The organism is Phyllobacterium chamaecytisi, from assembly GCF_020164455.1.
GTDB lineage: Bacteria > Pseudomonadota > Alphaproteobacteria > Rhizobiales > Rhizobiaceae > Phyllobacterium > Phyllobacterium chamaecytisi.
Window position 1 is genome coordinate 35,826 of sequence record NZ_JAIQWW010000006.1, and the last position, 12,722, is coordinate 48,547.

The window sequence follows — 12,722 nt, forward strand, 5'->3', positions numbered from 1 at the left end:
TGTCAGTCCTTGGGTCGGGTTCGCGGGTACCTGTCAAGGCTTTGTCGAACGCCGGGTCAATATTTTCCTGGAAACCCGTTTGGAGAGTTCCCGCGTCAAGTCAGCGAACGGCGCGTTCAGCGCATCGCGGCGAGCAACGATCACATAGTCGGTTCCAGCTTGCATGTCATCAGCAACATTGACGCGCACCGCCTCTCTGAGGCGCCGCTTGATGCGATTGCGGATAACAGCATTCCCGTTCTTTTTGGTGACCGTGAAACCTACGCGCGGGGGTCCAGCCTGGTCCTCTCGCTCTTTGACTTCGACAAGAAAGTAGACGCCGCGGCGCTTTTCTCCGTTTCGGACAGCCAAAAACTCCGCTCTCTTGCGAAGGCGGAGTGGTTTTTGCTCATTCATTCTATAGTGCCAACTCTGGCCAACCGCACAAGTCTGCGCGGAATGCCTTATGCCGACAACCGCTTGCGACCGCGAGCGCGACGCGCTGCAATAACCTTGCGGCCGCCTGCCGTTGCCATGCGGGCACGGAACCCGTGACGACGTGCGCGGACAAGCTTGGATGGCTGATAAGTACGCTTCATTTGTTAAATACCGCGGTGTGCGGCCCTTCTTGTGGTCTGTTCTTGACAGGAGCATATCAGGACCGCCGTTAGCATATGCGAATATGCCGTCGATATTCGTCGTGGGGGCGGTCAGCCCGGACGTGCGCGGCTTATAGAGGCACGATGCTGATAAGTCAATTGATTGACGCGATTCAAAAATAGGCAAATCCACGCAACTGATTTATTGTGCTGGGCAAGCATTTGACCTACATCGAATGCCGATGGAGCGTATATGACGGCGACTCAGCAAAAGCCAGAAAACACGAGTGTGCCTCTGCATGCCAGTCGGCGTTTGCCCGTTCTGAAACGTCTTTCCGGCAAGTTGCTGCGCCTCACCCTCTTGTTCGGCCTTCTCGCAGAAGTGATGATTTTCGTCCCTATCATTGCAGATATGCGTATTCGCTGGCTTTCCGACCGGCTCAACACCGTTGCTGCGGCGAGCGTCGTGCTAGCTGCGAGCGATAGCGAGAATGTACCGCAATCAGTGCAGAATGACGTCCTTCTTGCTACAGGAACGAAAGCGATCGTTTTGCGCGAAAAAGGAGCCTCCCGGCTCCTCGCTGTATCGGAGATGCCTTCCAAAGTCGACAAGCACATCGATATTACAGTCACGGATCCGGTTACGATGATCCGCGACGCATTCGACACACTGATCAACGGCGGGCACCGGATTATCCGCGTTTATGGTCCGGTCGGAGATACCGGCAAGATCATCGAACTCCTTACCTCCGACGCCCCGCTGCGGAATGCGATGTTGCGCTATGCCGGGAATGTCGCACTGATCTCGTTGTTTATTTCGCTCATTACCGCGGGCCTGGTTTTCCTGACGATCAGCCGCTTGCTGATCCGACCAATCCAGCGCATGAGTGACAACATGTTGGCCTTTGCCCAGGCACCCGACGATCCGCAGCGGATTATCAAGCCGGAAGAGCGTGAAGACGAACTTGGCATCGCCCAGCGGGAGCTGGCAGACATGCAGCACCAGTTGCAACGTACGCTGTCCGAACAGAAACACCTCGCCGACCTCGGCCTGGCGGTTTCCAAGATCAACCACGACATGCGCAATATCCTGGCCTCGGCCCAGCTCATATCCGATCACCTCGCAAACACCAGCGATCCGGCGATCCAGCGTTTCGTGCCGAAATTGGTACGTACCATCGATCGCGCGATCAGTTATTCGCAGACCGTGCTTGCCTATGGCGGCACACAGGAAGCACCGCCGCAAAGACGGCGGGTCAAGTTGCGCACGATCATCAGTGACGTCGAGGAGATGCTTAACCTCGACGCAAAATCGGAGATCGAATTCAAGAACCTGGTTCCCGCCGACTTTGAAATCGATGTCGATCCAGACCAATTCTTCCGTGTCATTTCCAATCTGTGCCGCAACTCGGTTCAAGCTATGGCCAGCGACACCCGAAGTGATCCGTCCGTGGTCAAGCGATTGACAATCACTGCAGGACAGATCGGCACGACCTCTATCATCGGCATTGACGATACCGGGCCCGGCCTGCCTCCCAAGGCGCGCGAAAATCTGTTTACAGCCTTCAAAGGGTCGGCGCGATCGGGTGGCACCGGCCTTGGTCTTGCTATTGTCCATGAACTTGTACGAGCGCACGGGGGAACGATTGAGTTGCGGGGAGGCGATGGAGCGGGAACAAGTTTTGAAATTCGTATTCCGGACCAGCCGGTATCCTTGGCCGAATGGCGTTCCCGCCGGGACTCAGCGTCCTGACATGAAACGCCGCAATGGCTGATTACCTCTATACCCACCTGCCGCATATCTTCTTTGTGCTGTCGATCGTTCTCGGCGTCCCGGCGGCCGTTCACGCGACAATGACCAAGGAAGAGGTTCGCGCCGCCATCGGCTGGGTCGGTGTGATCATCCTTTCTCCGGTCATCGGTGCACTCATCTATGCCGTGGCAGGGATTAACCGCATCAGACGGTCGTCCATTTCTTCGCAGCGCAAATTCCTGCACGAGATTGGCCAAGACGTCTTCATGCGCTTCGATGCCAAGGACAAACATGTTCTGGCGCATTTCGAAAAGCGTTTTGCGGCGATGAAGACACTTGGAGACCGCGTCAGCCGATGCCGGCTTACGACCGCCAACAACATCGACATATTGCAAGGCGGCGATGAAGCCTATCACGCGATGCTGTCCGAGATTAACCAAGCCAAGCGCAGTATTCTGGTTGAGACCTACATTTTCGACCGAGACAAGCTTGGTCTGCGCATTGCCGATGCGCTGATCGCGGCCGTCAAGCGTGGGGTCGAGGTGAGAATATTAATTGACGCGGTGGGTGCTCGATATTCCATTCCGAGCATTGTCGGCTATCTCGCCAAACACAACATCAAAGTTGCCGTCTTTAACGGTAATATTATCATGGGGTTACGCTTGCCCTATGCCAATCTTCGTACCCACCGCAAGATAATGATTATCGACGGGCGTGTAGCCTTTACAGGCGGCATGAATATCAGGGCAGGTTTTTCAGCGGAGATCGTGGGGGAAGACAACGCGCGCGATACGCACTTCCAACTCACCGGACCTATTGTGACGGACCTGTTTCATATTGCTTCCGAGGATTGGCGATTTACAACGCACGAGGTGCTGACGGGTGAACCCTGGCACCTCGCCACGCCGGAAAAGCAACCGGGAGAACCCGTGTTCATTCGCGCTGTACCGTCGGGACCGGATCGCAGTGTCGAAGCCAATCACCGGATGCTGATGGGCGCATTTTCCGTTGCGCAATCGCGCATTCGCATCATGTCACCCTATTTTCTGCCGGACCGCGAATTGATCAGCGCGCTGGTAACGGCCGCACGCCGCGGGGTCGAGGTGGATATCGTCGTGCCTTCAATCAACAATCTCAAGCTGGTGGACCGCGCCATGACGGCTCAGTTCGATCAGATACTTAAAGGTCACTGCCGCATCTGGCGCGCCCGTGGCAACTTCAACCATTCCAAATTGTTGGTGGTCGATGGGCAGTGGGCCTACGTCGGATCGTCAAATCTTGATCCGCGGTCGTTACGACTTAATTTCGAAGTCGATCTCGAGGTAATGGATGCAGCATTTGCGTCCGAAGTGGAAGCGCTTGTCGAGAACGCAATGGCCTCAGCAAAACCGGTTCTGCTTCAAAACCTGCGCGCCAGGTCGTTCTGGGTACGCTTGGTAGAGCGAATCATCTGGCTAGGCTCGCCCTATCTTTGATTTCTTCCGTTTCGGCCAACGCCGATTTCAGATCGACATAGGCCTTGATCGGCAGATGATCGGATGCAACACGGGCCAAGGGTGTGTCGTGAACCTCGATCGTCGTAACGAGGCTGTGCGGATGGCCAAGAACCCTGTCCAACGCCAGGACAGGAAACCGTGACGGAAAGCTTGGCACCGCATTTTTTGCCGGATCGAAGACCGGGCGAAGGAAGTGCAACGACGAACCTTTGCCCACACGCCATTCGTTCAAGTCACCCAACAATAAAGTCGGACGCGATGGATCCGCCTTCACGGCATTCAAAATTGCTTCCGATTGTTGTTGCCGCGAGTGTCTGAGGAGGCCGAGATGTGCGGCAATGATGCGAAGTGGGCCTGCTTCCAGATCGATATCGACCACCAATGCGCCGCGTGGCTCAAGACCAGGTAGTACAAGTTGCTGAACTCGGCGAACCACGCCCTCGCGGAACAACAGCAGATTGCCGTGCCAGCCATGGCCTTTTGGGTAAAGCGAAGTTACCGGAACTGGAACAAGGCTGTTCTCGCGATGGAGACGGGCAAGATCGAGCAAGCCTGTCCTTTCGCCAAAACGCTTGTCGGCCTCCTGAATGGCGATAACGTCCGCGCCAATTTCGCCAATCACATGAGCAACGCGATCTGGGTCGAATTTCTTATCGATCCCGACGCATTTGTGGACATTGTAGGAAGCAATCAGCAGATCGTTGCGCACGACTCGGGTAATGCCAACCGGGCGTTTGTTGCGGTTCCTGACCGCGGCGAGAATGCTGGCGGAGACGCTGGGTCTGGTGTGCCGCATCGGCTTCTTGCTGTCCATCGCTTAGAGATATGTCGGGATGCGAAGAATGGCAAGCGAATGAGTAGACGGGGTTAACGTGATTGCTCCGTCACCGACGCTCTTAGTCTATCGTCGGGGTGGTCGTTTGTCATCGATAACCATAATCTCATGCGGACGAGTCCATTCAGTTTATAAGCGATCTCGCATGAAACTCATACACAACGAGCGTACTAAACTGCTTGCAAACTCAATCGACCGGGCATCAACTTCGTGTGTTACAGTCGGTGTTTTGGCCCGGGGCAGCGGCCATCTACACTGTTTCTGGAACAGTCGTGCCGTCTTTGATCTTCCTTGTTGGGACTGTCATTTGGCTTTGCTGCGGTAGCGTTACATTTAGCTGCACGAAGGACTCTGAGAGGACTACGGTGATGAACGGCATTCAACTCTTTGCCTTTGTTATTCTGCCGCTTGCGCTCGCTGCCGGAGGCTGGCTGATCGTGCTGTTGAACGAACGGCACAACCGGCGATAGTCGTGTTCGCTTAAAATCTGTTCCCGACCAGATGCGCCAATTGTGCACCGACTTCATAGTATCCTTCACGAAGTGTCCGCAAACCCTGATCCTTGGGCACGGTTACTGGTAGTGGCAAGTCCGCTTCGGTGATCTTGCCGACTATATGCTCAGCAAGAAGACGGCCGAATACTGTGCCCGGCGCAATGCCGCGGCCATTATAACCGCTGAAACTTATGATGTTCGGCGCGAGCGTATGAAAGCGCGGCAGACTGTCACTCGTCATGCCGATCTTGCCGTACCATCCAGCTTCAAATCTTACATCCTTGATCTGCGGAAAAAGCTTACGGATAGAGCGCGCGGCCCAGGCCTTGTGCACGGCCATGCCGGTGCCGCGCAATGCACCGACGCTACCAAAAATCAGTCGCCCTGCCCGGTCCATGCGGAAGGAGCTCAATATTTCTCTCGTATCCCAGCCGCCCTGCCTTTCGGGAAGGACAGTTTTCCGCATTTCCTCCGGCAACGGTGCCGTGGCGAAATTGAAATAGGGGAGATGCAGAAGTTCCGCCCGCAATTCCGGCCAAGGCGATGTCGTGTAGGCGTTAGTCGCAACGACCACCCAGTCGGCCGATACCGTGCCAGATGGCGTTCGCACTATCCAACGCTTGCCGGATTGATCGGTGGCCACTACCGGCGTCCCGGTATAAACAGCAGCGCCGCGCGCTAGAGCAGCTACCGCGAGCCCGCGAACGTAGCCCAGCGGCTGTATCGTGCCCGCCCGGTTATCGAGAAGCGACGCAGCAAAAGCATTTGAACCAACCTTGGCAGCGGTCTCCTCTGCATCCAGCAGTCGAACCGCTGCACCACGGGCAAGCCACTGTTCGGCCCGTTGCTCGAGCTGCTTCAGGCCTTCCTGGCCAACCGCACAGTGCAGTGTGCCTTTGCGCTCGAGTTCGCAGTCAATATTGTATTTATCGACAAGATTGAAAACCGATTGCGGCGCGTTTCCGAGCAGTTCCAGGAGGCGCTCGCCATGAACTGCTCCCAATACCCCCGGCAGATCATTTGGCATCACCCACATTCCCGCGTTGACGAGGCCGACATTTCTGCCTGAGCCGCCGAACCCTATCTCAACGGCATCGACGACCGCCACCTTCGTTCCTGCTTCGGCCAGATGCAACGCGGCGGAAAGCCCGGTGAAGCCTGCACCGATCACTGCAACATCGACGGAGATATCCCCATGCAGCCGTTCCGTCTTTGGCGCGGGCGGCGCGGTCTTTTCCCACAGGCCGTGGGAACGCTCATCATTCAGCATGGGATCACCGTCAGGTCGGCCAGAGATAACCGGCGCATTATCATGTCGTTATAGGGTGTGATCTTGCCAACGGAAATGAAATTTCCTGAAGACATGATGCGGTTATCGAATGATTAGGGTCGCGTCGGTCGTTCGGTGACCTGATCGGCTATCCAGGTGAAGAAGCTTTGTGCCAAAACGTTCTCCTTCTTGTGGTCGGGCACCACAAGATAGTAGCTATTCTCGGTCTGGAGTGGCTGCTCGAACAGCACGAGCAAGCGCCCTGATGCGACTTCTTGCTCAATCAAATAACGGGGCAGCAACGCGAAGCCCAGACCGGCAAGCGCTGCCTCTATAACCATGGAGAAATGTTCGAAACGATGCCCCTTGTAGGGCGTGGCAATCTCTGCCTGCACTGTTTCGAACCAGGAGGCCCAAGCCTTGGGCCGTGTCGAGAGATGCAGTAACGGCGCGGAGCTTGCCAGTTCAGCCGGCGTGTTTACGGGGTTGGCTGTGCAAAGCTCCGGGCTCCCCACGGGTACAATCAGTTCACTGCAGAGATACGTGCATGTGGCATGCGCCCAGACCGGCTGTCCATAGTGGATGGCCAGATCAAAAGGCTCCTCCTCGAAATCGAAGGGTTCCGACCGCGATGCGACGCTGAGCGCCATTTCGGGATGGCGGCGCAAGAAATCGGGAAGCCTTGGCATCAACCAGCGGCTGCCGAAGGTAGGCAGCGTGGCGATATTCAGGGAGGATGCCGACTGTGACGCCGCCATGGCACGGAGCATCGTTTCTTCAGTCAGACCAAGCAGGCGCCGTACTTCCGGAAGAAACTTCTGCCCGGCATCGGAAAGGACGACACGTTGGCGGATACGCTCGAACAACAGCACGCCGATCTGGCCTTCGAGTTCACTCATCTGCCGGCTGACAGCACTCTGCGTAAGATTGAGCTCTCTCGCCGCTTGGGTAAAGCTGCCATGCCGCGCCGCACATTCGAATGTCTGCAGAATATCGATGTCCGGGATCAATCTGCGGCTTAACTTCATTCGTGTCTCGCATCAACCCAGTTTAAATCATCGCAATCCGCGGGCCATTATCTTATCTATAATCCAGTTTAAGCATGACGGCGATGAAATTTGCTGTCGCACCACTGCAACGGAACCATCATTGTGAAATCAACAAGTTTTGTCTCGACAGATGCTATCCGCGCATCTTTTTCTTCAGCCATGTCATCCATGTACCGGACGGAAGTTCCCGCCTATGGAACACTTCTGTCGCTCGTCGCGAAAGTAAACGCGCAAACGCTTGCCGCGTCGCCGGAATTGAGACATCGCCTCGAAAAAACCGACACGCTTGACCGCATTTCGGAAGAGCGGCACGGCGCCATCCGTGTCGGCACAGCAGCAGAACTTTCCATGCTGCGCCGGGTCTTCGCCATCATGGGCATGTATCCGGTCGGTTATTACGATCTGAGTGAGGCCGGCGTCCCCGTCCATTCAACCGCCTTCCGCCCTGTGGGCGATGCCGCGTTGAAGATCAATCCGTTTCGCGTTTTTACCTCATTGCTGCGGCTCGATCTCGTTGCGGATCCTGAGCTTCGCGACGAAGCCCGGAAGATCCTCGAAGCACGACAGATATTCACCGCAGAGGCGATTTCTCTCATTCAGAAGGCCGAGACTGAAGGTGGCCTCAACGCTGACGATGCGGCGCTTTTCGTACAGGAAATCCTCGAAACCTTCCGTTGGCATGACCATGCGAGTGTCGGTACTGAGCTTTATGACCGCCTGCACGATGCGCACCGGCTGATCGCCGATGTCGTGTCTTTCAAGGGGCCGCACATCAATCATCTGACGCCGCGCACACTGGATATCGATGCCGTTCAGGACCTGATGCCTGCACACGGTATTTCGCCCAAGGCGGTCATCGAAGGCCCTCCAACCCGGGCCTGTCCCATTCTCCTGCGGCAGACCTCTTTCAAGGCGCTTGAAGAAAACGTGTCGTTCCGCAACGCTCAAGGCCAATGGGAAGCCGGTTCGCATACGGCCCGCTTCGGCGAAATCGAGCAGCGTGGCATTGCGCTGACACCTAAAGGTCGCGCGCTCTACGACCAACTCCTGGCCAAATCGCGTGAAGTAGTTCGCCCTGCCGCCGATGGCTCGAATGCCAAAGCCTACATTGCCGCGCTGGCTGTTGCGTTCAAAGCCTTCCCCGATGATTGGGATAATATCCGCGCCAACGGGCTCGGCTACTTCCGCTATTCTGTCGCAGAGTGCTTTCCACAAAACATGCTGTCACCCCGCGAAGCCACCAACATCGAAACGCTCGTGGCGATGGGCGCCGTCCAATACGACCCAATTGTCTACGAGGATTTTCTGCCCGTAAGTGCAGCCGGAATTTTCCAATCCAATCTCGGTGACGATGCGAACCAGAAATTCGCAGCAACCCCCATTCAGCTGGAATTCGAGGGCCAGCTTGGCACATCGGTTCTCGACGAATTCGCGCATTACGAAAGCCTTGAAAAAGCATCTATCGATACGTGCCTGAGACACTTCAAACCCATCGCGCTCGCAAGCTGAGCAGCGGCTGTATCAAAAATTCGAACCGCCTGATAAAAGCTGCCCCAAACCGGCAGGCAAACAGACAAAGGAAAAGCAAGATGACCATTGCTCAAGAAGTGAAAACACTCCTTTCCAAGCTCGGCGTAGCTGAATCCGCTTATGCCGGAGGCAATATGCCTTCTTTTAGTCCCGTAAGCGGAGAGAAGATCGCCGATATCGTGGTTCATTCGGCGGACGATACGGCAAGGACGATCGAACAGGCTGATGCAGCGTTCCGCGAATGGCGTCTGGTTCCTGCCCCAAGGCGCGGCGAACTCGTGCGTCTCTTCGGTGAGGAGTTGCGCGCGCTGAAGAGTGAACTCGGCCGCCTCGTTTCGATCGAGGCCGGGAAGATCCCGTCGGAAGGTCTCGGCGAAGTCCAGGAAATGATCGACATTTGCGATTTTGCTGTGGGCTTGTCGCGCCAGCTCTATGGCCTGACCATCGCAACCGAACGTCCCGGACATCGCATGATGGAAACCTGGCACCCGCTTGGCGTCGTTGGGGTTATTTCCGCTTTCAATTTCCCGGTTGCCGTCTGGTCGTGGAACACGGCGCTTGCACTCGTCTGCGGGAATGCTGTTGTGTGGAAGCCATCGGAAAAAACACCTCTAACCGCGCTTGCATGCCAAGCCATCTTTGAGCGAGCTGCCAAGCGTTTTGGTGATGTTCCCGCCGGCCTTACCCAGGTGTTGATGGGCGACCGCACCGTTGGCGAGGCACTCGTCGATCATCCGAAGGTTGCGCTCGTATCGGCGACGGGATCGACCCGCATGGGCCGTGAGGTCGGGCCGCGTCTCGCCAAGCGTTTCGCCCGCTCGATCCTCGAGCTTGGTGGCAACAATGCCGGCATCGTCTGCCCGTCGGCCGATCTCGACATGGCACTGCGTGCTATTGCCTTCGGCGCAATGGGAACCGCAGGTCAGCGATGCACCAGCCTTCGCCGTCTATTCGTACATGAAAGCGTCTATGAAACACTCGTGCCTCGCCTGAAGAAGGCCTATGAGAGTGTTTCCGTCGGCAGTCCGCTCGATACATCGGCATTGGTCGGTCCGCTCATCGACAAGGCTGCCTATGACAATATGCAAAAGGCGCTGCGGCAAGCAATCGATCATGGCGGCGAGGTAACCGGCGGTGTGCGCATCGATACCGGATACGACAATGCCTATTATGTTCGTCCCGCTCTTGTCGAAATGCCGAAACAGGATGGGCCGGTTACCGAAGAAACCTTTGCTCCTATCCTCTATGTCATGAAATACAGCGATTTCGACAAAGCGATTGCCGATCACAACGCAGTCGGAGCGGGGCTTTCATCCTCGATTTTCACGCTCAATTTACAGGAAGCCGAACGTTTCCTCAGCGCTGACGGGTCAGATTGCGGTATCGCAAACGTCAATATCGGCACCTCGGGCGCCGAAATCGGTGGAGCCTTTGGCGGCGAGAAGGAAACGGGTGGCGGGCGCGAGTCCGGATCCGACGCGTGGAAAGCCTACATGCGCCGTGCCACAAATACGGTGAACTATTCGTCCGCCCTTCCCCTGGCGCAGGGTGTATCCTTCGACATCGACTAATCAGATTTCAAACACCGTTCCCCGGAAACGGGGGACGGCGTTGTGCACAAAATATCATGCCTGAAATTGTTCGCCGACAAATTCCCAGTTAACAAGCTTGCCAAGAACTGCCGCAACGTGTTCCGGTCGGCGGTTCTCGTAGTCGAGGTAGTAGGCATGTTCCCAGACATCGATACCGAGCAGCGCTTTCTTGCCCTCCGCGAGCGGGTCACCGGCGTCTTGCATCCCGACGATTGAGAGCTTGTCACCATCCTTGACCAGCCATACCCATCCTGTGCCGAAAACATTGTCGCCCTCGGCGGTCATCTTCTTCTTCAGTTCGTCAAAGCCGCCAAAACTGCCCTCGATGGCTTGCAGGAATTCACCTTTGGGTGCGGCAGATCCGCCTTTGAATTGTTGCCAATAGAGATTGTGGTTCCATGCCTGTGCTGCGTTGTTGAAGATCGCGGTATCTCCATCCTTTTTGGCACGTACGACAACCTCCTCGAGTGAGAGGTCCGCATAGGGTGTCTTCTCAACCAAGGTATTGAGCTTCTTGAAGTAACCGGCATGGTGTTTTCCATAGTGGAGGCCAACTGTTCTCGCCGAAATCGCCGGTGCAAGTGCGCCTTCCGCGTAAGGGAGTTCCGGCTGTTTGAAAGGCGCGGCTGCGTGAGCTTGCATGGCTGGCGCGAAGAGCGTAGTTGCAGCGGCGGCTCCGGAAAGTGCCAACACGTGGCGTCGGTTCATCTGCATGTCGATCTCCTTGGCTTGGCTACGGCGCAGTACCATTAGATATCTCACAAATAGCATCTGGAACACTTTAAAATATTCGTGATGGCGCAGCGTTCGACGACATGGTCAGTGCGCTTCCTTTGCAAAGCGACATTCATTTTCGCCGCTGAATGGTACCGGTATGATTTTTGGTCACGGTGCGCGCCGTCGCCGTTGGACACCGTAGCCGTGTCCAAAACATGGAATCCCACAACAACCGCCCGGATTTGTAAGCATGCGCAGAAAGGCGTATAAAATACACAAAACCCGCTTGCGGAGGCACTGTGTCGGGTTGGGGGAAAACATGTCTGAGGCAGTCAGCCCTGCGATCGCTGCCATGGAGGGCCGTGGCTTCTACAATCGTAATTCCGCCATGCAAGCAGCCGGAAACGCAACCGCTCTGGCGCTCTGGGAAAAGGCCGCCCAATCTGTGGAATTGGGAGAAGAGACGCTGGTCATTGCCGACTACGGCTCGTCGCAAGGCGTCAATTCGATGGAGCCCGTCTCGACGGCGATTAGGGTGCTTCGAAGTAGAGTGGGTGAGGATCGAATGGTGGAAGTCATCCACACTGACTTGCCATCAAATGACTTTACGTCCCTTTTCACGGCGCTGAGCGACAATCCCGACAGCTATATGGCAGGTCGATCGGGAATCTTTCCCTCCGCTATCGGCCGCACCTATTTCGAAGGTTTGATGCCGCCGGGACGCGTTCATCTCGGTTGGAATTCCTGGACGATACAGTGGATGAGCCGAAATCCGATCGACGCGCCAGATCATGCGTTTGCAATGCGCAGCAAGTTGCCAGAGATTCAGGAAGCAGTTGTCGAGCAACAGGCCCGCGACTGGCGGAATTTCTTGGAACTTCGGTCCAGGGAACTTCGACCTGGAGGATGGCTTCTGTCGCTTTTCCCGGGGGGGCGTCCGGACAGGCTGGGATGGGAGTGGTTAACCGGCGAATTGTGGGAAGTCTTTTGCGATATGAGGCGCGGCGGCGTCTTTTCCGACCATGAACTGGCGCTCATAAATGTTCCGACTGCGCCACGTCGACTAGCGGACGTTTACGCACCCTTCTCCAAAGAAAAGCAATTCGCTGGGTTGCAAATCGAGCACGCCGAAATCCAACCAGGACCGGACATTCATTGGGATGATTTCAAGCGGTCCGGGGATGCCACCAAACTCGCTGGCGGCTGGACAGGGATGATGCGAGGTTTCTCAGGTCCAACGATCATGAACTGTATTGACCCTGCGCGAGATCGTGCAGCATTGGTCGACGAGATCTTCAGCCGATTCGCCGATCGCCTCGCCGCCAATCCACAACCTCACGAGCACTTCATCGCCATCGTGCTGCTGAGCAAGACACGGGCGGCGACGTGACTCAGTGTTCCAGATGAA

The 12,722-nt window shown here is 56.2% G+C and carries 11 protein-coding genes; 5 read left to right on the forward strand and 6 right to left on the reverse strand.

Annotation, left to right across the window (positions count from 1 at the left end; genetic code table 11):
* Positions 1-33 precede the first annotated feature (33 nt).
* Together rnpA and rpmH are read right to left on the reverse strand one after the other, a co-directional pair.
* Positions 34-396, reverse strand: coding sequence for a ribonuclease P protein component (rnpA, locus tag LB462_RS11020; protein ID WP_224507805.1), 363 nt, complete (start codon positions 394-396; stop codon positions 34-36).
* A gap of 47 nt (positions 397-443) precedes the next feature.
* Positions 444-578, reverse strand: coding sequence for a 50S ribosomal protein L34 (gene rpmH / locus LB462_RS11025; RefSeq protein ID WP_040853797.1), 135 nt, complete (start codon positions 576-578; stop codon positions 444-446).
* Positions 579-831: 253 nt separating this feature from the next.
* Here rpmH and LB462_RS11030 point away from each other — a divergent pair, with 253 nt between their 5' ends.
* Both LB462_RS11030 and cls read left to right on the forward strand, forming a co-directional pair.
* Positions 832-2,331: a sensor histidine kinase gene (locus LB462_RS11030; RefSeq protein WP_224507807.1), complete on the forward strand. Its 1,500-nt coding sequence runs from the start codon at positions 832-834 to the stop codon at positions 2,329-2,331.
* Between the two features lie 14 nt (positions 2,332-2,345).
* Positions 2,346-3,806 carry a cardiolipin synthase gene (cls, locus tag LB462_RS11035; RefSeq protein ID WP_224507809.1) on the forward strand — a complete coding sequence of 487 codons (1,461 nt, stop codon included), beginning with the start codon at positions 2,346-2,348 and terminating at the stop codon, positions 3,804-3,806.
* On the opposite strand, the gene LB462_RS11040 is transcribed toward cls, so the two are convergent.
* The 3 genes from LB462_RS11040 to LB462_RS11050 all read right to left on the reverse strand — a co-directional run bounded on the left by LB462_RS11040 (position 3,778) and on the right by LB462_RS11050 (position 7,454).
* Positions 3,778-4,623, reverse strand: coding sequence for an endonuclease/exonuclease/phosphatase family protein (locus tag LB462_RS11040; protein ID WP_224507810.1), 846 nt, complete (start codon positions 4,621-4,623; stop codon positions 3,778-3,780). The genes cls and LB462_RS11040 overlap by 29 nt on opposite strands.
* Before the next feature lie 519 nt (positions 4,624-5,142).
* Positions 5,143-6,426, reverse strand: a complete 1,284-nt coding sequence (locus tag LB462_RS11045) for an NAD(P)/FAD-dependent oxidoreductase (RefSeq protein ID WP_224507811.1) — start codon at positions 6,424-6,426, stop codon at positions 5,143-5,145.
* 113 nt (positions 6,427-6,539) lie between these two features.
* Positions 6,540-7,454 carry a LysR family transcriptional regulator gene (locus LB462_RS11050; protein WP_224507812.1) on the reverse strand — a complete coding sequence of 305 codons (915 nt, stop codon included), beginning with the start codon at positions 7,452-7,454 and terminating at the stop codon, positions 6,540-6,542.
* A 123-nt stretch (positions 7,455-7,577) separates the two neighbouring features.
* On the opposite strand from LB462_RS11050, the gene hglS reads away from it, so the two are divergent.
* Positions 7,578-8,984 carry a 2-oxoadipate dioxygenase/decarboxylase HglS gene (hglS, locus tag LB462_RS11055; RefSeq protein WP_224507813.1) on the forward strand — a complete coding sequence of 469 codons (1,407 nt, stop codon included), beginning with the start codon at positions 7,578-7,580 and terminating at the stop codon, positions 8,982-8,984.
* Positions 8,985-9,064: 80 nt separating this feature from the next.
* Complete coding sequence (amaB, locus tag LB462_RS11060; RefSeq protein ID WP_224507814.1) at positions 9,065-10,576, forward strand: L-piperidine-6-carboxylate dehydrogenase; 1,512 nt, start codon at positions 9,065-9,067, stop codon at positions 10,574-10,576.
* 54 nt (positions 10,577-10,630) lie between these two features.
* Here the strand turns inward: amaB and LB462_RS11065 are convergent, their stop codons facing one another.
* Positions 10,631-11,311, reverse strand: a complete 681-nt coding sequence (locus LB462_RS11065) for a superoxide dismutase (RefSeq protein ID WP_370637121.1) — start codon at positions 11,309-11,311, stop codon at positions 10,631-10,633.
* Between the two features lie 322 nt (positions 11,312-11,633).
* On the opposite strand from LB462_RS11065, the gene LB462_RS11070 reads away from it, so the two are divergent.
* Positions 11,634-12,704 carry a class I SAM-dependent methyltransferase gene (locus LB462_RS11070; RefSeq protein ID WP_224507816.1) on the forward strand — a complete coding sequence of 357 codons (1,071 nt, stop codon included), beginning with the start codon at positions 11,634-11,636 and terminating at the stop codon, positions 12,702-12,704.
* Positions 12,705-12,722 lie beyond the last annotated feature (18 nt).